Origin of the sequence: Burkholderia oklahomensis C6786 (assembly GCF_000959365.1) — a bacterium.
Classification (GTDB): Bacteria; Pseudomonadota; Gammaproteobacteria; order Burkholderiales; family Burkholderiaceae; genus Burkholderia; species Burkholderia oklahomensis.
In genome coordinates this window covers 2,401,546-2,423,136 of sequence record NZ_CP009555.1, presented here as the reverse complement: position 1 = coordinate 2,423,136, position 21,591 = coordinate 2,401,546, and the positions used below count along the sequence as shown (strand labels likewise).

Genomic DNA, 21,591 nt, shown 5'->3' with positions numbered 1-21,591 from the left:
TCTCGTTGTCCCAATATCGGATCGGCGAAATGATCAGCTATGTCGGTGGATTGGTGTTGCTGGCAGCGGTGCTGCACGCGTCATGGAATGCGATTCTGCACGGCAATCGGGATCGCTTCCTGTCGATGACGTGGATGAGCATCGAAATCGCCGCCGTCGCGATCGTCTTCGTCGCGTTCCTGCCCGTTCCCGCCGCTCCGTCCTGGCCGTACGTCGTCGCCTCGGGGTTCGTCCACATCGCCTACAACCTGAGCCTCGTCCATGCGTATCGGCGCGGCGATCTCGGCGAGGCTTATCCGATCGCCCGCGGCTCGTCTCCGCTCCTCGTCACGCTCGGCGCGGCGCTCTTCGCCGGCGAGCGTCTCGGCGCGCTACACGTGTTCGGCGTCGCACTGGTTTCGGTCGGGATCATCAGTCTCGCGTGGCAGCGCAGCAAGGTCTCGTGCGCGAACGCCGCGGCGGCGCTGCTGACGGGCGTCACGATCGCGCTATACACGGTCATCGACGGCATCGGCGTGCGCCTGTCCGGCGATTCGGTCTCATATGTCGCATGGACTTTCGTGTTCTACGCGTTGATGCCCGTCGTGTTCGTGACGAACCGGGGCTGGGGCGCGCTGAAGGCGCCCAGGATCGACATCGGCTCGTCGGTCGCCGGCGGGATCGTATCGATCGTCGCGTACGGCATCGTCGTCTGGGCGATGCAATTCGGCGCGATGGGCGCGGTGTCCGCGATCCGGGAAACGAGCGTCGTGTTCGCCGTCCTGATCGGCCGAATCTTCCTGAACGAACAGGTCACCGCAAAGCGATTCGTATCGTGCGTCGTGATCGCGGCCGGCGCGATTTGCATTGGCGCCTGAGATTGCTCGCACGATGAAAGCCGATCGGTCTCCCGGCATCCTGGCAACGCTCTGCACGCCCGACGCCACCCTCGATGCCGTTCGACGCGAGTTTCCGGTCGCGGGCCCGGTCGATCTGTCAGACCCGCAGGCGGACCTCAGCGGCGCCGAGCATGCGGAGATCCTGCTGACCGTCGGCCGGATCGGCGCCACCCGGGACGCGATGGCGCGGCTGCCGAACCTGTCGATGATCTGCTGCTGCGGCTCGGGGTTCGAAGGCGTCGACCTCGCTGCCGCGCGCGATCGACACATTGTCGTCGCCCACTGCCCTGACGCCAATGCATCGGCGGTCGCGGAATTCGCGATCTGCCTGCTGCTGGCATGCGTGCGACAGCTTCCCGACCTGCATCGATTCGTCGCCGGCGGGAATTGGCGAGTCGCGCGCCCGATCCCGTTCGTCGGCGGACGCGGCCTTGCCGGCGCGCGCGTCGGCGTCGTCGGTCTCGGGGCGATCGGACGACGGATATCATCGCGACTCGTCGCGATGGAGGCGCAAGTCGGATACACCGCATTGCGGGCGAAGCCCGAGTCGGGTCTCCCTTTCTTTTCCGCCGCGCTCGACCTTGCGCGATGGGCCGATCATCTCGTCGTCGCATGCCGGGCGGACGAGCGCAACCGCGGCCTCGTCGGCCGCGACGTCATCGATGCGATCGGGCCGGCCGGGGCCATCGTCAACATCGCCCGCGGCTCGCTCGTCGACGAAGCCGCGCTGATCGACGCGCTGTCCGAACAAAGACTCGGCTGGGCCGGGCTCGACGTATTCGCCGACGAGCCGAACGTCGGCGAAAGCTTGCGGCGTCTGCCGAACGTGATCCTCACGCCGCACGTCGCGGCGGAGACGCAGGAGGCCCAGCACGCGGTCGCCCGAATGGCGCTCGAAAATGTCCGATCGCATGTCGCCGGAACGGCGGTGCCCTATCCGGTTCGATCGATCGCGGAACGCACGCGACACTGAAGCGGGCGTTGCGCGGCGCGCCGATGGATTCGCTCGAGGCGCACCGGGCGATACGGATACCGGATGCGAGGTCATCGCCGATCATTGAGGCCGGGCGAATGCCGTTGAGCGATTCTCGTGGATCGCGAAGACGCAGACGCGGAATTGAACTCGAGCCTGGCGCCAGTCTTGGTCTTGGTCTTGGTCTTGGTCTTGGTCTTGGTCTTGGTCTTGGTCTTGGTCTTGGTCTTGGTCTTGGATGCGGATGCGGATGCGGATGCGGATGCGGATGCGGATGCGGATGCGGCAACACGATCGCATGACCGAGTTGCACGAACGAAAGGCGCCCGCACCTCGATGCAAGGTCTCGTGAATTTCGCGCGCGCGGACGAGCCACGCGTCCACGCTCAGCGCACAAACAAGAAAGCGGCCCGACGGCCGCTTTCCTTTCTTCGTCGCACGACGGGCGAGCGCCCGACGGCGCGACGCCTACAGCGCAGTCAGCGCGTAGTGCGCGACGATCCCCGCGAACAGCGCGCCGCCGAGCCAATTGTTGTGCTTGAACGCGGCGAAGCACGCCATCCGCTCGCGGTCCTTGATCAGCGTGTAGTGATAGATCGCGCAGCCGACCGAGGCGATCCAGCCCGCCCAGTACGGCCAGCCGAAATGCAGCGTCGCGCCGAGCCACACGTAGATGCCGAGCATCGCCGCATAGCAGAGCATGATCGCGAGCACGTCGTGGCGGCCGAACGTGATCGCCGACGTGCGCATGCCGATCTTCAGGTCGTCGTCGCGATCGACCATCGCGTACGCGGTGTCGTACGCGACCGACCAGCACACGTTCGCCGCCAGCATCATCCATGCGATCGTCGGCACCGTGTCCTGCACGGCGGCGAACGCCATCGGGATCCCGAAACCGAACGCGATGCCGAGGTACGCCTGCGGAATCGCGAAGAAGCGCTTCATGAACGGATAGGTCGCCGCGACGAACACCGCGACGACCGACAGTTCCTTCGTCAGCGTATTGAGCGGCAGAATCAGCAGGAACGACACGAGCGCGAGACCGACGGCGATCGCGATCGCCTCCCACGCGCGGATCTTGCCCGACGTGAGCGGGCGGTCGGCGGTGCGCTTCACGTGGCGGTCGAAATCGCGATCCGCGTAGTCGTTGATCGCGCAGCCGGCCGAGCGCATCAGCAGCGTGCCAAGCGCGAAAATGACGACGAGCGACGGCGCCGGATGGCCGCCGGCCGCGATCCACAGCGCGTTCAGCGTCGGCCAGAGCAGCAGCAGGCTGCCGATCGGCTTGTCCATCCGGATCAGCCGCAAATAGAGAGGGAAACGGGCGAGCATCGGGGTGAACGGGCGGGAGGCCCGGAAACGTAACTCCGGCATTGTAGAACCGCGCGGGATTTGCGGCAAAAACGCGGGGCTCGCGTTTTTGCCCCTTTTTACGTCCCTTTGCGCCCTGCTCGCCGGCCGCATGCGGAATGCGGGCGGCGCAGGTGCGTGCGCGTCGACGGGCCACTTCGTCGGTTCAGCGGCCGGCGCCATGACGGCAACGCCGACGACGCCGCCACGCCGTGATCGGCTGCCGCTCGAGCCACGGTCCAGCCGTATGCGGCAATCTCCTGAACCATCCCAAGTCGACGAGCAAAGGTGAGCCGGGCATTCTTATGGGTGTTCATCCGGCCGGGTTCCTGGAAGGTTGGGTGTTTGGAGATTTCCAGTCGCCCGGACTCAGCCCGAATGAACCATCGATACAACCCATTGAAGCTTCCCAGCTAGCGCTCGCCGTCCGCGCCGAGCTTGTCGACGATCGCATCCTCCGGCCGCAGCACGCGGCCGCCGTGCGTGCGCGGCGCCATCGCGGCCACCGGCCGGCCGCTGCGCCGCTCGACGAGGCGCGAATGAGGCTCGCCCGCCGCGAACAGTTGCGACTCGCCCCACTGCCTCAGCGCGACGACGACCGGAAAGAGCGCGCGCCCCTTGTCGGTCAGCACGTACTCCTGGTACGCGGAGCCGTCGGACGCGGGCGCCGCCGCGAGCACGCCCGAATCGACGAGCGTCTTCAGCCGGTCGGCGAGCATGTTGCGCGCGATGCCGAGGTTGCGCTGGAATTCGGTGAAGCGGCGCACGCCGTCGAACGCGTCGCGCACGATGAGGAGCGACCAGCGATCGCCGACCGCGTCCACCGCGCGCGCGACGGGGCAGTCGTCGGCGCTCATGTCTTTACGTCGGGCCATGGGCTTGCGGGAATCGGGAAGTCTTGAAGCGCGGCGCCGGGCCGCGCGCGTTGCAGACGATGAGTTGCATTCTAAAACCGTCTGCGCGGCTCGCCAATCGCCGCGCGAACATCGGGCCACGACGCGTTCGCGCGCGCCGGTCGCGGACCCGGCGCGCCGCCTATACGAAAAAGCCTCCCGCAGCCGGGCCGCGAGAGGCTTTCATCGAGTCGATCGAAATCGAAATCGGGATTCGGGCCGGCTCGGCGCCGCCCGCCCGCGCATGCGCCGCTCAGGCAAGCAGCGAGCGCAGCATCCACGCGGTCTTCTCGTGCGTCTGCAGCCGCTGCGTCAGCAGATCGGCGGTCGGCTCGTCGCTTGCCGCGTCGGCGTCCGGAAAGATCGACCGCGCGGTGCGCACGACGGCCTCGTGCCCCTCGACGAGCTGGCGGATCATGTCCTCGGCGGCCGGCACGCCGTCCGCCTCGGGAATCGACGACAGCTTTGCGAATTCGCGATAGGTGCCCGGCGCGACGACGCCGAGCGTGCGGATGCGCTCCGCGACGAGATCGACGGCGAGCCACAGCTCGTTGTACTGCTCCTCGAACATCAGGTGCAGCGTGTTGAACATCGGGCCCGTCACGTTCCAGTGGAAGTTGTGCGTCTTCAGGTACAGCGTGTACGTGTCGGCGAGCAGACGGGACAACCCTTCCGCGATCTTCTTGCGATCCTTGTCGCTGATGCCGATGTTGATCTGAGTTGCGTTGCTTTTCTTGGCCATCCTCGAGACTCCTTGTCCGATGGTTCGAACCGGCGAAAATGCATCGAAAAATCCGCATGCCGGGCGCGACATGCGCGTCTGCGACGTGCGCGTCTGCGACATGCGCGTCTGCGACATGCGCGTCCGGGCCGCACCAGTTTAGCTTAGATCGCGATCGCGCAATTTGCGCGAATCGGATGCGCGCTCAACCGCCCGCGGCAGCCGCGATGCGATGCGCGGCCTGAGCGATCAGCACGGCCGCGCCGCCGCCCGCGATCGCGAAGCCGACCAGCCTCCGCAACGCGACGGCGCTCGCGCGCCTGGCCGGCGCCGCGAGCGCCGAGCGCATGTCGAGCATCATTTGCGTCATGACCGTCACTCCTTGAAACGATACCGGCGGCCCGGAGGGAAACGGCCGGTCATGTGACCGGCCGTTTCCCGTTCCGTCGCCGCGTCAGCGGCACGATGCCGCGATCACGCGAGGTCGAAGCGGTCGAGGTTCATCACCTTGTTCCAGACCGCGACGAAGTCGCGCACGAACTTCTCCTGCGCGTCCGCGCTGCCGTAGACCTCGGCCAGCGCGCGCAACTGCGAGTTCGAGCCGAACACGAGGTCGACGCGCGTGCCCGTCCACTTGACCTGCCCCGTCGCGCGGTCGCGCCCTTCGAACACCTCGTTCGCGGCCGACACGGGCTTCCATTCCGTGCCCATGTCGAGCAGGTTCACGAAGAAGTCGTTGGTCAGCGCTTGCGGACGCGCGGTGAACACGCCGTGCTTCGCATCCCCGGCGTTCGCGCCCAGCACGCGCAGGCCGCCCAGCAGCACCGTCATCTCCGGCGCGGTCAGCGTCAGCAACTGCGCCTTGTCGACCAGCAGCACCTCGGCCGGAATCGCGTATTTGCCCTTCAGGTAGTTGCGGAAACCGTCCGCAACCGGCTCGAGCACGGCCATCGCCTCGACGTCGGTCTGCGCCTGCGACGCATCCATGCGACCCGGCGCGAACGGCACCGTCACCGCGTGGCCCGCGTTCTTTGCGGCCTGCTCGACGCCAGCCGCGCCGGCCAGCACGATCAGGTCGGCGAGCGACACCTTCTTGCCGCCCGTCTGCGCGTCGTTGAACGCCTTCTGCACGCCTTCGAGCGTCTCGAGCACCTTCGCGAGCCGTTCGGGCTGGTTCGCTTCCCAGTCCTTTTGCGGCGCGAGGCGGATGCGCGCGCCGTTCGCGCCGCCGCGCTTGTCGGAACCGCGGAACGTCGATGCCGACGCCCACGCCGTCGACACCAGTTGCGACACGGACAGCCCCGACGCGAGGATCTTGCCCTTCAGCGCGGCGATGTCGGCGTCGTCGATCAGCTTGTGGTCGACGGCCGGAATCGGGTCCTGCCACAGCAGTTCCTCGGCCGGCACTTCCGGGCCGAGATAGCGCGCACGCGGCCCCATGTCGCGGTGCGTCAGCTTGAACCATGCGCGCGCGAACGCGTCGGCGAACTGGTCGGGATGCTCGTAGAAGCGGCGCGAGATCTTCTCGTACGCGGGATCGAAGCGCAGCGACAGGTCGGTCGTCAGCATCGTCGGCAGCCGCTTCTTCGACGGATCGAACGGATCGGGAATCACCGCGTCGGCGCCCTTCGCGACCCACTGGTGCGCGCCGGCCGGGCTCTTCGTCAGCTCCCATTCGTAGCCGAACAGGTTCGCGAAGAAGCCGTTGCTCCACTGCGTCGGCGTCGTCGTCCACACGACTTCCAGCCCGCTCGTGATCGCGTCCGCGCCCTTGCCCGAGCCGAAACGGCTCTTCCAGCCGAGGCCCTGCTCCTCGAGCCCGGCCGCTTCCGGCTCGGCGCCGACGAGCGACGCGTCGCCCGCGCCGTGAGTCTTGCCGAACGTGTGCCCGCCCGCGATCAGCGCGACCGTCTCTTCGTCGTTCATCGCCATCCGCGCGAACGTTTCGCGAATGTCGCGCGCCGCGGCGACCGGATCGGGGTTGCCGTCCGGACCTTCGGGGTTCACGTAGATCAGGCCCATCTGCACGGCGGCCAGCGGGCTCTCGAGGTCGCGGTCGCCCGAGTAGCGGCTGTTCGGGCCGCCGCTCAGCTCCAGCCAGATCTTTTCCGAGCCCCAGTAGACGTCCTCGGGCTCCCACGTGTCCGCACGGCCGCCGGCGAAGCCGAAGGTCTTGAAGCCCATCGATTCGAGCGCGACGTTGCCGGTCAGGATCAGCAGGTCGGCCCACGAGATGTTGCGCCCGTACTTCTGCTTGATCGGCCACAGCAGCCGGCGCGCCTTGTCGAGGTTCGCGTTGTCGGGCCAGCTGTTGAGCGGCGCGAAGCGCTGCTGCCCTTCGCCCGCGCCGCCGCGGCCGTCGGCCGTGCGGTACGTGCCCGCGCTGTGCCACGCCATGCGGATGAACAAGCCGCCGTAGTGGCCGAAGTCGGCCGGCCACCAGTCCTGCGACGTGGTCATCAGCGCATGGAGATCCTTCTTCACGGCCGCGAGGTCCAGCTTCTCGAACGCTTCCGCGTAGTTGAAATCCTTGTCCATCGGATCGGACAGCGACGAGTGCTGGTGCAGGATCTTCAGGTCGAGCTGACTGGGCCACCAGTCCTGGTTCGACGTACCGCTGCCCGCGGTGTGATGGAACGGGCACTTCGCTTCATTCGACATGCGATTTCTCCTTTGTTCATGTACGCCCACGCGGCTCGGCGTCGAAGCCGGGCACCGTTCGTGGAGCGTCATTGCGGGGCAAGAAACAGGTGGATCCCTCCTGCGCGCGACGCGGCGAATGGTTCGGAAACGCGAGCCGGCATGCGGCGGCGCTCAGCCGCCATATGCGCGGTCCGCCAGGTAAGCGAACGCAATCGGACGCAGGCTCCGGATGGCAGCCCTGGCACGATTGACGACCGTCATGCGCGGCGCAATGTTCCGCCGCGCGTGCTGCAATGCCGATTGCATCATGACATCCTCCTTTGACGCCTGCGCTATCCGTCCGGACCGGCCGGCGGCGCCGCGCCGATCCATGCAGGGCATTCTATTAAATACTATTAATTATTTAAATTTAATATATTTTATCTATGCGATAGTCAAAAATAAACGGAGCCGCAAGGCCCCGTCCATGCGCGGCGACGACCGGTCGCACGCGCCGCGCTCAATTCATCGTCGCCGGGATGTCGAGCTTCGACACGCCGGGCAGCTCGCACGCGGTGATCGCCTCGCTGATCGCGTCGATCGCCGGCATCCGCGTGAAGCTCTTGCGCCAGACGAGCACGACGCGCCGATCCGGCACCGGATCCTCGAACGGCACGTATGACAGCAGTTCGGCATCCGGGCCGTTCGCATGCGGCCCCACTTCGGCGACCGACATCCGCGGCAGCACCGTGATCCCGACGCCGCTCGCGACCATATGGCGGATCGTCTCGAGCGACGAGCCCTCGAAGGTCTTCTGGATCCCGTCCGCGGTCTGCGAGAAGTGCATCAGCTCGGGACACACGCCGAGCACATGATCGCGGAAGCAATGGCCGTTGCCGAGCAGCAGCATCGTCTCCTGCTTCAGGTCGGTCGCGTCGATCTTGCGGCGCGCCTCCCACGGATGCCCGGCCGGCAGCGCGACGACGAACGGCTCGTCGTACAGCGGCCGCACCATCAGGCCCGTTTCGGGAAACGGCAGCGCCATGATCGCCGCGTCGATCTCGCCCTGCTTCAGCAATTCGAGCAGCTTGAGCGTGTAGTTCTCCTGCAGCATCAGCGGCATCTGCGGCACGCGGCGGATCATCTGCTTGACGAGCGTCGGCAGCAAATAGGGGCCGATCGTATAGATCACGCCGAGCCGGAACGGCCCGATGAGCGGGTCCTTGCCCTGCTTCGCGATCTCCTTGATCGCGAACGTCTGCTCGAGCACGCGTTGCGCCTGCGTGACGATCTGGTCGCCGATCGGCGTCACGCTCACCTCGCTCGCGCCGCGCTCGAAGATCTGCACGTTCAGCTCGTCTTCCAGCTTCTTGATCGCCACCGACAGCGTCGGCTGGCTGACAAAGCAGGCCTCGGCCGCCCGGCCGAAATGGCGTTCGCGCGCAACCGCGACGATGTACTTCAGTTCAGTAAGCGTCATTGCAAGTTAATCAATCATTTGATGACGATAGATTAAATTTATACACCGGTTGGGTCGATTCGCCAACCTTCGTCGAAAAGATCCGCTGCTGCGCCGCGCAACGCGGGCACCGCCGCGCCGCGCGCTCAGGCCTTCAGGTACTGCTCGCGCGCGCCGAGCCAGCGCGCGAGGTGCTGCGCGACGACGTCCGGGTAGCCGGCGATGAGGCGCGCGGCCGCCTCGCGCGCCGGCTCGATCAGCCAGCCGTCGTTCTCGAGATCCGCGAAGCGCAGCATCGCCGCGCCCGACTGGCGCGCGCCGAGGAACTCGCCGGGGCCGCGGATCTCCAGGTCGCGGCGCGCGATCTCGAAGCCGTCGGTCGTCTCGCGCATCGTCTTCAGGCGTGCGCGGCCCGCGATCGACAACGGCCCGCTGTAGATCAGCACGCACACCGACGCGGCGGTGCCGCGCCCGACCCGACCGCGCAGCTGGTGCAGCTGCGCGAGCCCGAAGCGCTCCGCATGCTCGATCACCATCAGCGACGCGTTCGGCACGTCGACGCCGACTTCGATCACCGTCGTCGCGACCAGCAATTGCACGTCGTTGCGCGAGAACGCGTCCATCACGGCGGCCTTCTCCGCCGGCGCGAGCCGGCCGTGCACGAGTCCGACCTTCAGCTCCGGCAGCGCGGCGGCGAGCGTCTCGTAAGTCTCGACGGCCGTCTGCAGCTGCAGCGTCTCGCTTTCCTCGATGAGCGGACACACCCAGTACACCTGGCGGCCCGCGAGCGCCGCCTCGCGCACGCGGCCGATCACCTCGTCGCGCCGCGCATCGGATACGAGCCGCGTCAGGATCGGCGTGCGGCCGGGCGGCAGCTCGTCGATCGTCGACACGTCGAGGTCCGCGTAGTACGTCATCGCGAGCGTGCGCGGGATCGGCGTCGCCGACATCATCAGCTGGTGCGGCTGGAAGCCCGCCGCGCCGTCGGCCGCGTTCGCCGCCTTCGCGCGCAGCGCGAGCCGCTGCTCGACGCCGAAGCGGTGCTGCTCGTCGACGATCACGAGCCCGAGCCGCGCGAACTCGACCGTGTCCTGGATCATCGCGTGCGTGCCGATCACGAGCTGCGCGGTGCCGAGCGCGGCCGCCTCGAGCGCCGCGCGCTTCTCCTTCGTCTTCAGGCTCCCTGCAAGCCACGCGACCGACACGCCGAGCGGCTCGAGCCAGCCGCGCAGCTTGCGCGCGTGCTGCTCGGCGAGGATTTCGGTGGGCGCCATCAGCGCGGCCTGGTAGCCGGCGTCGATCGCCTGCGCGGCGGCGAGCGCCGCGACGACCGTCTTGCCGCTGCCGACGTCGCCCTGCAGCAGGCGCTGCATCGGGTGCGGCTGCGTGAGATCGTGCGCGATCTCGGCGACGACGCGCTCCTGCGCGGCCGTCAGCCGGAACGGCAGCGCCGCGTAGAGGCGCGCCGACAGCGACGCGCCGTCGGCGCGCGTGCGGCGCGGCATCGCGGGCGCGGCGCGCGTGCGGCGCTCTTCGTGCGCGCGCTTGAGCGACAGTTGCTGCGCGAGCAGCTCGTCGAACTTGATTCGGGTCCACGCCGGGTGCGTGCCGTCGATGAGGGCCGTCTCGTCCGCGCCGACGCCGGGGTGATGGAGCAGGCGCACCGCGTCGGCGAGGGGCGGCACGTCGAGCGGCGCCAGATGCGCGCGCGCGACTTCGGGCGGCAGCAGCTCGGGCAGCGGCGTGCGCGTGAGCGCGTTGTCGATCGCCTTGCGCAGATACGCCTGCGACACGCCCGCCGTGCTCGGATAGACGGGCGTGAGCGCCTGCGGCAGCGGCGCGTCCGCTTCGACGACCTTGACCGTCGGATGCACCATCTCCAGGCCGAAGAAGCCGCCGCGGACGTCGCCGCGCACGCGCAGCCGCTGGCCGACCGCCATCTGCTTGACCTGCGAGCCGTAGAAGTTCAGGAAGCGCAGCACGAGCTCGGCGTCCGAATCGTCGCGCAGCTTCACGAGCAATTGGCGGCGCGGGCGGTACGCGATCTCGTTGTCGAACACGACGCCTTCCGTCTGCGCGATCTCGCCCGGCAGCAGCTCGCGGACCGGCGTGAGCGTCGTTTCGTCCTCGTAGCGCATCGGCAGGTGCAGGACGAGGTCGATGTCGCGCGTGAGGCCGAGCTTCGCGAGCTTGTCGGCGGTCTTCACGGGCTTCGATGCGGATTTCGCGCCGGCCGCGTCGGCGGAGGATTTCGATGCGGATTTCGCCGCGCGCTTGGCAGGCTTCGCCGTTCCGGCCGGCGCGTCGTCGCGGTCGGCCTGCGCCGCCTGCGCGGCGGCGGGCACGACGCGGCCGTCGGCCGTGCGGCCACGCACCGCAGCCCCGCGCGGCCGCGATCGTGCGTCGGCATCGGCGTCGGCGTCGAATTCGGCCGGGGCCGGCGAGCGCGGCGCCCGTGCCGCATCGGGCGCATCGGGCGCGCCGTCCGCTCGCTCGGCGCTCGTCCCGCTCGACGCTCGACGACGGTCGCCCGACGCCCGCCCGCCGCGCGCGGCGGCGCCCGGCGCGGCGTCTTCGGCGAATGCGTCGGCTTCGACTGGATCGGCAACGGAACGGCGAACGGGCACTGGCATCGGGTAGAAGGCTAGCAAGTACAATAGCGGCTTTCACGTCGCACGAACGAGCAACGCCGGCAAGCCGCGCAACCCCGCCATCATAGCGGCTCGCGCGCGCCGCTACGCGCTTTGCCCGCTTGGCCGGCCGTCTCGACCCCGTTTCGCATGTTCACGCTTTCCGATTTCGATTTCGATCTGCCGCCCGAGCTGATCGCGCAAACCGCGCTGCCCGAACGCAGCGCGAGCCGCCTGCTCGAGGTGGACAACACGAGCGAGCCCCCGCGCCTCGTCGACCGGCGCTTCGCCGAACTGCCCGCGTGCGTCGCGCCGGGGGACCTGCTCGTCTTCAACGACACCAAGGTGCTGAAGGCGCGCTTCTTCGGGCACAAGGCGAGCGGCGGCAGGATCGAGGTGCTGATCGAGCGCGTCACGGGCGCGCGCACCGCGCTCGCGCAGATCCGCGCGAGCAAGCGCCCCGCGCCCGGCACGACGCTCACGCTCGCCGATGCGTTCGACGCGACGGTCGGCGAGCGCGTCGAGCCGTTCTTCACGCTGCACTTCCCCGAAGACTGCCTCGGGCTGATCGAGCGCTACGGCCGGCTGCCGCTGCCGCCGTACATCGAGCACACGCCCGACGCGACCGACGAGACCCGCTATCAGACGGTGTTCGCGGCAAATCCGGGCGCCGTCGCCGCGCCGACGGCCGGCCTGCACTTCGACGACGCTGTGCTCGCCGCGCTCGATGCGCGCGGCGTCGAGCGCGCGACGCTCACGCTGCACGTCGGCGCGGGCACGTTCCAGCCGGTGCGGGTCGAGAACCTCGCCGAGCACAAGATGCACCGCGAGTGGTACGAGCTGACCGGCGCGCTCGTCGAGAAGATCGCCGCAACCCGCGCGCGCGGCGGCCGCGTGATCGCGGTCGGCACGACATCGATGCGCGCGCTCGAAGCGGCCGCGCGCGACGCCGAGGCCGCCGGCCGGCCGCTTTCCGCGACGCGCGCGGAAACCGACATCTTCATCACGCCGGGCTACCGCTTTCGCGTCGTCGACCGGCTCGTGACGAATTTCCATCTGCCGAAGTCGACGCTCCTGATGCTCGTGTCGGCGTTCGCCGGCGTCGATACGATCCGCGCCGCGTACCGGCATGCGATCGCCGCGCGCTACCGCTTCTTCAGCTACGGCGACGCGATGCTGCTCACGCGGCGCGACGACGCGCGCTGACGCATGCCGGCGCGGCGCCGTGCGCCTTGTGCGCAAGCGCAGGCACGCAAAGCGACACCCGTTTTTTTCCCCGCCGCCGGCTTCCCCGGCGGCGTCTTCAACATGCGCCGGACTTGTCGATCCGGAGTCGGCGCTTTAGCGCATACTCCGGTCCCATGCAAAGCTCTTCCGGTGGCAAGGAGTCCCACAGATGACCGAAGGTTCATCGCACGATACGGCCGCGGGCATCCGCCCGCACGGCGGCCTCAAGTTCGAATTGCTGACGACCGACGGCCGCGCGCGCCGCGGCCGCGTGACGCTCAACCACGGCGTCGTCGAGACGCCGATCTTCATGCCGGTCGGCACGTACGGCACCGTGAAGGCGGTGCAGCCGCGCGAGCTCGACGAGATGCGCGCGCAGATCATCCTCGGCAACACGTTCCACCTGTGGCTGCGCCCCGGCCTCGAGACGATCGCCGCGCACGGCGGGCTGCATCGCTTCATGGGCTGGAACAAGCCGATCCTGACCGATTCGGGCGGCTTCCAGGTGTTCTCGCTCGGCGATCTGCGCAAGATCACCGAAGATGGCGTCACGTTCGCGTCGCCGATCAACGGCGACCGGCTGTTCCTGTCGCCGGAAGTGTCGATGCAGATCCAGAAGACGCTGAATTCCGACATCGTGATGCAGTTCGACGAATGCACGCCGTACGCGACGAACGGCGTGCCGACGACGCACCAGGAAGCGGCCGACTCGATGCGGATGTCGCTGCGCTGGGCGAAGCGCTCGCTCGACGAGTTCGACCGCCTCGGCAATCCGAACGCGCTCTTCGGGATCGTCCAGGGCGGGATGTTCGAGGACCTGCGCGACGAATCGCTCGCCGGGCTCGCCGAGCTCGGCTTCCACGGCCTCGCGATCGGCGGGCTCTCCGTCGGCGAGCCGAAGGAGGACATGATGCGCGTGCTCGAGCACGTCGCGCCGCGCCTGCCCGCCGACAAGCCGCACTACCTGATGGGCGTCGGCACGCCGGAGGATCTCGTCGCGGGCGTCGCCGCGGGCGTCGACATGTTCGACTGCGTGATGCCGACCCGCAACGCGCGCAACGGCTGGCTCTTCACGCGCTTCGGCGACGTGAAGATCCGCAACGCGACGCACAGGAACTCGCTGAAGCCGCTCGACGAGACCTGCGGCTGCTACACGTGCCGTAACTTCTCGCGCGGCTACCTGCACCACCTGCACCGCGTCGGCGAGATCCTCGGCGCGCAGCTCAACACGATCCACAACCTGCACTACTACCTCGAGTTGATGCGCGAGATCCGCGAGGCGATCGAGACGCACACGTTCGACGCGTTCCGGAAGCGCTTCGCAGAGGATCGCGCGCGCGGCGTCGACTGACGGGGCGCGGCGCGCTCCGCGTCGCGGATCGCGCACCGTGAACGCCCGCCCGCCGCGCGCCCGCGCCATGCCGGGCACGCGGCGCGGCGACGCTGCCGGACGGCCGCCGTCGCCGCGCCTGCCCCGCAAAACCTTACAATTATCTTTCGCAGCACGCGCGAACGCTGCCGGATCGAGGTTAACAGCTTGAAACCAAAGCGCATTTGCGCGGCTGTCGCGGTAAGGGCCGGTGGTAGAATAACCGGCTTATTTTTCGATCTTCCTTAACGGAGAGACCAACGTGTCGTTCATTTCCAATGCCTATGCGCAAGGCGCAGCGGGCGGTGCCGAATCGAGCCTGATGAGCTTCCTGCCGCTCATCCTGATGTTCGCGGTGCTCTATTTCATCATGATCCGTCCGCAAATGAAGCGGCAAAAGGAGCATCGCAGCATGCTCGCCGCGATGGCGAAGGGCGACGAAGTGGTGACGAGCGGCGGACTCGTCGGCAAGGTGACGAAGGTGTCGGAAGCGTACATCGGCGTCGAGATCGCCGAAGGCACCGAGATCACCGTGCAGAAGGCCGCCGTCACGACCATCCTGCCGAAGGGCACGATCAAATCGCTGTAAGCCCCGCCCCGCGTCCGGCCGCCCATCGCCCGCGCCGCGAAGCGCGCGGTCCGCAGCGGCGCCGGACGCGACGCCATTCCAGCCAACCATCCCGTTCGGCCCCCTCATGAATCGTTATCCAATCTGGAAATATGTGGTGATGGTCGTGGCGCTCGCCATCGGCTTTCTGTACACATTGCCCAACTTCTTCGGCGAAGCGCCGGCGGTGCAGGTATCGAGCGGCAAGGCCACGGTCAAGCTCGGCGCCGACACGCTCGCGCAGGTCGAGGACGCGCTCAAGGCCAACCAGGTCCCGGCCGACGACGTCACGTTCGACAATTCCAGCGCCAACGCGACGATCCGCGTGCGCCTGAAGGACACCGACACGCAGCTGCGCGTGAAGGACATGCTGCAAAAGGCGCTGAACGCCGATCCGAACGATCCGCAGTATGTCGTCGCGCTGAACCTGCAGAGCGCGTCGCCGCGCTGGCTGACCGCGCTGCACGCGCTGCCGATGTATCTCGGCCTCGACCTGCGCGGCGGCGTCCACTTCCTGCTGCAAGTCGACATGACGGGCGCGCTGACGAAGAAGCTCGACTCCGACGCGTCCGACGCCCGCACGCTGCTGCGCGACAAGGGCATCCGCGACGGCGGCGTGAACCGCGTCGACCAGACGGTCGTCGCGAACTTCGCCGACCAGGACACCGCCGAGCAGGCGCGCAAGCTGCTCGCTTCGTCCGTCTCCGAACTCCAGTGGGCGACGCAGCCGGGCGGCGGCGGCTATCAGGTCGTCGGCACGTTCACGCCGGCCGTCCAGAAGGCCGTCGAGGAAGCGGCGCTCAAGCAGAACCTGACGACGCTGCACAACCGCGTCAACGAACTCGGCGTGTCCGAGCCGATCCTGCAGCAGCAAGGCAACGACCGCATCGTCGTCGAATTGCCGGGCGTGCAGGACACGGCGAAGGCCAAGGACATCATCGGCCGCACGGCGACGCTCGAAGCGCGCTTGGCCGATCCGCTCAACACGCACCCGAACCCGAACGATCCGGTGCCGCCGGGTGAGGAGCTGTTCACGCAAGGCAACCAGGCGCCCGTGCTGCTGAAGAAGCAGGTGATCTTCACCGGCGACCGCATCATCGACGCGTCGGCGGGCTTCGACGAGCATCAGCGTCCGTCGGTGAACATCCGCCTCGACGCGGCGGGCGGCCGCGCGGTGCGCGCGGTGTCGCGCGAGAACATCGGCAAGCCGATGGCGATGGTGCTGTTCGAGAAGGGCAAGGGCGAGGTGCTGACGGTCGCGACGATCCAGTCGGAGCTCGGCGACCGCTTCCAGATCACGGGCCAGCCGACCCCGCAGGCCGCCGCCGACCTCGCGCTGCTGTTGCGCGCGGGCTCGCTCGCCGCGCCGATGGACATCATCGAGGAACGCACGATCGGTCCGAGCCTCGGCGCGGACAACATCAAGATGGGCTTCCACTCGGTCGTCTGGGGCTTCGTCGCGATCGCCGTGTTCATGATCGCGTACTACATGCTGTTCGGCATCGTGTCGGTGGTCGGCCTGTCGGTGAACCTGCTGCTGCTTATCGCGGTGCTGTCGCTGATGCAGGCGACGCTCACGCTGCCCGGCATCGCCGCCATCGCGCTCGCGCTCGGCATGGCGATCGACTCGAACGTGCTGATCAACGAGCGCATCCGCGAGGAGCTGCGCAACGGCGCGTCGCCGCAGATCGCGATCCAGCAGGGCTACGCGCACGCATGGGCGACGATTCTCGACTCGAACGTGACGACGCTGATCGCCGGCCTCGCGCTGCTCGCGTTCGGCTCGGGTCCGGTGCGCGGCTTCGCGATCGTGCACTGCATCGGCATCCTGACGTCGATGTTCTCCGCGGTGTTCTTCTCGCGCGGTCTCGTGAACCTCTGGTACGGCGGGCGCAAGAAGCTGCAGTCGCTCGCGATCGGCCAGGTGTGGCGCCCCGCCGCCGAAGCCGGCGCCGCCCCGCAGCTCGGCCAGGATGCGCGCGCAAACGCGCCGCAGCCGGGCGCGCGCGTCGCCGCGCCGAAACAGCCGGCCGGCGCGCCGCGCACCGGCAAGCCGGTCGCGCGACGCCGCTCGGGGCCGGGCGTGCCGCCCAAGCAGCCGGGCTCGTCCAACTAAGCGCCGGAGACCATCATGGAATTTTTCCGCATCCGTAAAGACATCCCGTTCATGCGGCACGCGTTGGTCTTCAACGTGATCTCGCTCGTGACGTTCCTCGCCGCCGTGTTCTTCCTGTTCCATCGCGGGCTGCATCTGTCCGTCGAGTTCACGGGCGGCACGGTGATCGAGGTCCAGTACCAGCAGGCCGCGCAGCTCGAGCCGGTGCGCGCGACGCTCGGCACGCTCGGCTACGCCGACGCGCAGGTGCAGAACTTCGGCACGTCGCGCAACGTGCTGATCCGCCTGCCGCTCAAGCAGGGCCTGACGTCCGCGCAGCAGAGCGATCAGGTCATGGGCGCGCTGAAGGCGCAAAGCGCCGACGTGACGCTGCAGCGCGTCGAGTTCGTCGGCCCGCAGGTCGGCAAGGAGCTCGCGACCGACGGGCTGCTCGCGCTCGCGTGCGTCGTGATCGGCATCGTGATCTACCTGTCGTTCCGCTTCGAATGGAAGTACGCGGTCGCCGGCATCATCGCGAACCTGCACGACGTCGTGATCATTCTCGGCTTCTTCGCGTTCTTCCAGTGGGAGTTCTCGCTGTCGGTGCTGGCCGCGGTGCTCGCGGTGCTCGGCTATTCGGTCAACGAGTCGGTCGTCATCTTCGACCGGATCCGCGAGACGTTCCGCCGCGAGCGCAAGATGACCGTGCAGGAAGTGATCAACCATGCGATCACGAGCACGATGTCGCGGACGATCATCACGCACACGTCGACCGAAATGATGGTGCTGTCGATGTTCTTCTTCGGCGGCCCGACGCTGCACTACTTCGCGCTCGCGCTGACGGTCGGCATCATGTTCGGCATCTACTCGTCGGTGTTCGTCGCCGGCTCGCTCGCGATGTGGCTCGGCATCAAGCGCGAGGACCTCATCAAGGAGAAGAAGGCCGCGCACGATCCGAACGATCCGAACGCGGGCGCGCAGGTGTAAGCGCGCTGTCGCACGAAAGAGCCGGTTCCTTGCGAATCGGCTTTTTTTCGTTTGCAGCCGGCGCTCGCGAGCGCCCGCTCGCTTCGCCGGATCGCCATCGCCGCGGCGCCCGCACGCGCCGATTCGCGGAACGCGCAATGCGCGATGCATGAAGCCCGAAACGCCGTTGCGACGGCCGCACGTGTCGGCGCGCGACGCCGGACGCGAGCGCCCCGCTACCGGAACCCGAAGCGCCGCCGCAGCACGACGAGCGCCGCGAGGCTCACGAGCGCGGCAAAGATCAGATAGAAGCTCGGCGCGGTGCGCGCGCCCGTCGCGCGGATCAGCCACGCGATGATGAACGGGCCGAACCCGCCGAAGATCGTCACCGCGACGTTGTATGCGAGCGACATGCCGGTCGTGCGCGTCTCGACCGGAAAGATCTCCGACAGCAGGCCCGGCAGCGCCGCGAAATAGCCGGTCATCAGGAACGCGAACGCCACCTGCACGGCGATCAGCGCGCCGAACGTCGGATGCGCGGCGAGCCACGCGAACGCCGGGTAGATCAGCACGAGGATCGCGAGCGCGGGCACGAACATCGTCCGCACGCGGCCGTGACGATCGGACCAGTGTCCGACCACCGGCGCGAAGACCATCTGGATCGCCCCGACGACGAGGATCGCGGCGAACGCGGCCGACGGCGCGAGCTTCAGCTCCTTCACGCCGTAGGTCGGCATGAACAGCACGAGATAGGTCGCGACGGTGCCGAGCACGACTGCGCCGATCGCGGCGGCGAGCCGCCCCTTGTGCGCGGCGAGCGTATCGCGCAGCGGGTTCGCCGTGCGCTCCGACGCGAGGAATTCGGGCGTCTCGTCGACCTTCGAGCGGATGTAGTACGCGACCGGCCCGAGCAGCAGCCCGAAGAAGAACGGCACGCGCCAGCCCCACGACGCCATCTGCGCGGGCGTGAGCCACGCGTTGAGCGACGTGCCGAAGATCGCCGCGAGGAGCGTCGTGAGCCCCTGGCTCGCGACCTGCCAGCTCGCGAAGAACCCGCGCCGCCCCGGCACGTGCTCGGCGAGGAACGCGGTCGCGCTGCCGAACTCGCCGCCCGCGGAAAAGCCCTGCATCAGCCGCGCGCCGACGAGCACGAGCGGCGCCGCGATCCCGATCGTCTCGTAGGTCGGCAGCACCGCGATCACGAGCGTGCCCGCCATCATCAGCAGGATCGACAGCGTAAGCGCGGCCTTGCGGCCGTTGCGGTCCGCGTACGCGCCGAGCACGACCGCGCCGAGCGGCCGCATGAAGAACGACACGCCGAACGTGCCGAGCGTGACGAGCAACGACACGGCGTCGTTGCCGGTCGGGAAGAACAGCCGGGAAATCGTGACCGCGAAGAAGCCGTAGACGACGAGATCGAACCATTCGAGCGCGTTGCCGATCGACGCGGCGACGACGGCCCGCCACACGCGCGGCGCAACGGGAACGGCGGCGGGAGCGGACGAAGCCGCGGGCGCAGCATCCATGGAGTCTCCTGAATTGTTCTGATCGTCGATTGTCGCCCCGACCGGACCGGACCGGACCGGACCGGACCGGGCATCCGGCACCCGGCGCGCGCCGCCGCCCGAAAACGGGCCGCGACACGGATGCGGACGATTATAGGCAGGGCCCCGCGCGCGCCAAAAAAGAACCGCCGCGCCCGATGCGGGACGCGGCGGTTCGTCGAAGCGATGGAGCCGCCGCGCATCGCGGGCGGCGCGTCGCTTCGCGTTACTGCTTGACCGCTTCGGCCGAGATGAGGAGCTTCGTCTTCATCTTGAAGCCGTACTGCTTGCCGTAGTCGAGGCCGAAGTCGTCGCGGCTGAACTCGCCGACCGCGTCGACGCCGCACACTTCCTTCTTCAGCATCGGGTGCGGCATGCACTTGAACGAATCGATCTTCAGCGTCAGCGGCTTCGTGACGCCGTGCAGCGTCAGATTGCCGACGACTTCGGCCGGCTTGTCGCCTTCGAACTTGATCGTGCCCTTGTAGGTCGCTTCCGGGTACTTCGCCGCATCGAAGAAGTCCGGCGTCTGCAGGTGCTCGTCGAGCTTCTGGCTGCCGGTCGAGATCGACGCGACCTTCGTCGTCACGTCGACGGTGCCCGTCTTCGCCGCGCGGTCGAGCGTCACGGTGCCGCTCGACTGGTCGAACTTGCCGCGCCACACCGACAGGCCGCCGAAGTGATCGGCCTCGAAGCTCGGGTACGTGTGGCTCGGGTCGAACTGGTACGTCGACGGCGCCGCGTGCGCCGAGAACGACAGTGCGGCGGCGAGCGCGCCCGCCGCGATCATCAATTGCTTGCTCAAATCAATCTCCTTATGACGGCGCCGCGCTCTCGAGCGGCGCAGGGGTGGTGCGAACCGCCGCCCGCGTTATTTCGCGGCGACGATGTGAAACTTGATCTGCACTTCGTCGGCGACAACGGACGTGTCCTTCCATTCGCCCGTGCCGACGTTGAACGTCGAGCGCTTGATCGGCAGCACGCCGTCGAAGACCTGCGCCGCGCCGTTCTGCGTGATCGTCACGGGCACGGTCACGGGCACCGTCTTGCCCTTGATCGTCAGCTTGCCCGACACGTTGTACTTGTTGCCGCCCGCGGGCGCGATCGCGGTCGACACGAAGCTCGCCTGCGGATACGCCTTCGCGTCGAACCAGTCCTTGCCCGCGACCTGGTCGTTGTACATCTGGTCGCCGAGATCATAGCTCGCGACGTCGATCGTCATCTGCGCGCTGCCTTGCGCGGCCTTCGCCGGATCGAACTTGATCTGCGCGGCGAACTTCTTGAACACGCCTTCCGTCGGCACGTTCATCTGCTTCGAGACGGCCGACACCTTGCTCTTCGCGAGATCGACCTGCGCGAATGCGGCGCCCGACACGGCGACCGAAGCGGCGGCGAACGCCGCGAGCATGTAGCGGTAGAACGAGACTTTCATGACGATCCTTGTTATTTGAGGAAGGGAAGCATCCGCGTCAGCACGCCGTCGCGGTCGAGCCATTGGTGCTTGACGGCCGCCGCGACGTGCGCGGCGACGAGCGCGAGCAGGCCGTAGTTGAGCGCGACGTGCGCGGTCTTCAGCACCGCCTTCAGCGCGGGATCGGGGTCGATCAGGCGCGGCAGCGGCACGAGCCCGAGATAGACGACCGGAATGTTCGCGGCCGAGCTGTACAGGTAGCCCGTCACGGGAATCGCGAACATCAGCACGTAGAGGAGCGCGTGAACCGCGTGCGCGCCTGCGCGCTGCCACACGGGCATGCCGGCCGGCATCGGCGGCGGCACGTGGGTCGCGCGCCAGAGCACGCGCACGACCGCGAACGCGAACACCGTGACGCCGATCCACTTGTGCCACGAATAGTATTTGAGCTTCGTCGGCGTGAAGCCGGGAATGCTCGTCATCACCCAGCCGAGCGCGAAGCCGCACACGATGAGCAGCGCGATCAGCCAGTGGAGCGCGATCGCGGTGCGCGTGTAAGCTGCGGGTGACGTCGAAGACGAAAACGATGCCATGAATTCCTCAGTTCAGCGAAAAACCGCGCCGACGCTGCTGCATTCGTCCGACGCATGTCACGGCCGCCATGCTACCGCAACCGGTCGCGAATGGCAGAATCCCGAAACCGCCTGCCCGGCCGGCCGCTCCGCCGGGCGAGGCGGCCGGCGCCGCGGGCCGCTCGCCTGCACTTGACACCGCAAAAATCGCCTTTTGGTAAGATTGGCGCGGGTTCTGGCCCTGTGAACGCGTCCCTGCGATGCCGCGAACCGT

General features: G+C 67.9%; 19 protein-coding genes and 1 pseudogene. 7 read left to right on the top strand and 13 right to left on the bottom strand.

Annotated elements, in window-relative coordinates; all coding sequences use genetic code 11:
• The first annotated feature begins 29 nt into the window (after positions 1–29).
• Together BG90_RS10970 and BG90_RS10965 are read left to right on the top strand one after the other, a co-directional pair.
• Positions 30–857, top strand: a complete 828-nt coding sequence (locus tag BG90_RS10970; RefSeq protein WP_025989985.1) for a DMT family transporter — start codon at positions 30–32, stop codon at positions 855–857.
• Positions 858–870: 13 nt separating this feature from the next.
• Positions 871–1,851: an NAD(P)-dependent oxidoreductase gene (locus BG90_RS10965; RefSeq protein WP_038802010.1), complete on the top strand. Its 981-nt coding sequence runs from the start codon at positions 871–873 to the stop codon at positions 1,849–1,851.
• Between the two features lie 468 nt (positions 1,852–2,319).
• Here the strand turns inward: BG90_RS10965 and ubiA are convergent, their stop codons facing one another.
• From ubiA to recG, 9 genes and pseudogenes are all read right to left on the bottom strand, one after another.
• Positions 2,320–3,183 carry a 4-hydroxybenzoate octaprenyltransferase gene (gene ubiA, locus BG90_RS10955; RefSeq protein ID WP_010117006.1) on the bottom strand — a complete coding sequence of 288 codons (864 nt, stop codon included), beginning with the start codon at positions 3,181–3,183 and terminating at the stop codon, positions 2,320–2,322.
• Between the two features lie 179 nt (positions 3,184–3,362).
• Positions 3,363–3,518: pseudogene (locus BG90_RS34975) on the bottom strand (IS481 family transposase); the annotation flags it as partial.
• 96 nt (positions 3,519–3,614) lie between these two features.
• Entirely contained in the window at positions 3,615–4,076 is a 462-nt protein-coding gene (locus BG90_RS10950) for a winged helix-turn-helix transcriptional regulator (protein WP_025989986.1), read from the bottom strand.
• 271 nt (positions 4,077–4,347) lie between these two features.
• Positions 4,348–4,836: a non-specific DNA-binding protein DpsA gene (gene dpsA / locus BG90_RS10945; RefSeq protein WP_010106264.1), complete on the bottom strand. Its 489-nt coding sequence runs from the start codon at positions 4,834–4,836 to the stop codon at positions 4,348–4,350.
• Between the two features lie 184 nt (positions 4,837–5,020).
• Positions 5,021–5,185, bottom strand: a complete 165-nt coding sequence (locus tag BG90_RS36720; RefSeq protein ID WP_038802009.1) for a hypothetical protein — start codon at positions 5,183–5,185, stop codon at positions 5,021–5,023.
• 104 nt (positions 5,186–5,289) lie between these two features.
• Entirely contained in the window at positions 5,290–7,476 is a 2,187-nt protein-coding gene (katG, locus tag BG90_RS10940; protein WP_010117011.1) for a catalase/peroxidase HPI, read from the bottom strand.
• 153 nt (positions 7,477–7,629) lie between these two features.
• Positions 7,630–7,767: a hypothetical protein gene (locus tag BG90_RS36715; RefSeq protein ID WP_164466502.1), complete on the bottom strand. Its 138-nt coding sequence runs from the start codon at positions 7,765–7,767 to the stop codon at positions 7,630–7,632.
• 190 nt (positions 7,768–7,957) lie between these two features.
• Positions 7,958–8,917: a hydrogen peroxide-inducible genes activator gene (locus tag BG90_RS10930; protein ID WP_010106272.1), complete on the bottom strand. Its 960-nt coding sequence runs from the start codon at positions 8,915–8,917 to the stop codon at positions 7,958–7,960.
• Between the two features lie 125 nt (positions 8,918–9,042).
• On the bottom strand, positions 9,043–11,529 hold the full coding sequence (gene recG, locus BG90_RS10925; RefSeq protein WP_045568133.1) for an ATP-dependent DNA helicase RecG: 2,487 nt from the start codon (positions 11,527–11,529) through the stop codon (positions 9,043–9,045).
• A 147-nt stretch (positions 11,530–11,676) separates the two neighbouring features.
• Here recG and queA point away from each other — a divergent pair, with 147 nt between their 5' ends.
• The 5 genes from queA (at position 11,677) to secF (ending at position 17,811) form a co-directional block, all read left to right on the top strand.
• Complete coding sequence (queA, locus tag BG90_RS10920; RefSeq protein WP_010117029.1) at positions 11,677–12,732, top strand: tRNA preQ1(34) S-adenosylmethionine ribosyltransferase-isomerase QueA; 1,056 nt, start codon at positions 11,677–11,679, stop codon at positions 12,730–12,732.
• A gap of 190 nt (positions 12,733–12,922) precedes the next feature.
• Positions 12,923–14,104 carry a tRNA guanosine(34) transglycosylase Tgt gene (gene tgt / locus BG90_RS10915; protein ID WP_010106294.1) on the top strand — a complete coding sequence of 394 codons (1,182 nt, stop codon included), beginning with the start codon at positions 12,923–12,925 and terminating at the stop codon, positions 14,102–14,104.
• Positions 14,105–14,384: 280 nt separating this feature from the next.
• Positions 14,385–14,711, top strand: a complete 327-nt coding sequence (yajC, locus tag BG90_RS10910; RefSeq protein WP_010106295.1) for a preprotein translocase subunit YajC — start codon at positions 14,385–14,387, stop codon at positions 14,709–14,711.
• 106 nt (positions 14,712–14,817) lie between these two features.
• Positions 14,818–16,845 carry a protein translocase subunit SecD gene (gene secD / locus BG90_RS10905; RefSeq protein ID WP_038802754.1) on the top strand — a complete coding sequence of 676 codons (2,028 nt, stop codon included), beginning with the start codon at positions 14,818–14,820 and terminating at the stop codon, positions 16,843–16,845.
• Between the two features lie 15 nt (positions 16,846–16,860).
• Positions 16,861–17,811: a protein translocase subunit SecF gene (secF, locus tag BG90_RS10900; RefSeq protein ID WP_010106301.1), complete on the top strand. Its 951-nt coding sequence runs from the start codon at positions 16,861–16,863 to the stop codon at positions 17,809–17,811.
• 215 nt (positions 17,812–18,026) lie between these two features.
• Here secF and BG90_RS10895 read toward each other — a convergent pair whose 3' ends face one another.
• The 4 genes from BG90_RS10895 to BG90_RS10880 all read right to left on the bottom strand — a co-directional run bounded on the left by BG90_RS10895 (position 18,027) and on the right by BG90_RS10880 (position 21,338).
• A complete protein-coding gene (locus tag BG90_RS10895) occupies positions 18,027–19,316 on the bottom strand; it encodes an MFS transporter (RefSeq protein WP_010106303.1) in 1,290 nt (429 codons plus the stop codon).
• 244 nt (positions 19,317–19,560) lie between these two features.
• Positions 19,561–20,139 carry a YceI family protein gene (locus tag BG90_RS10890; protein ID WP_025989987.1) on the bottom strand — a complete coding sequence of 193 codons (579 nt, stop codon included), beginning with the start codon at positions 20,137–20,139 and terminating at the stop codon, positions 19,561–19,563.
• 66 nt (positions 20,140–20,205) lie between these two features.
• A complete protein-coding gene (locus BG90_RS10885; protein WP_010106308.1) occupies positions 20,206–20,766 on the bottom strand; it encodes a YceI family protein in 561 nt (186 codons plus the stop codon).
• Between the two features lie 11 nt (positions 20,767–20,777).
• Entirely contained in the window at positions 20,778–21,338 is a 561-nt protein-coding gene (locus BG90_RS10880; RefSeq protein ID WP_010106310.1) for a cytochrome b, read from the bottom strand.
• Positions 21,339–21,591 lie beyond the last annotated feature (253 nt).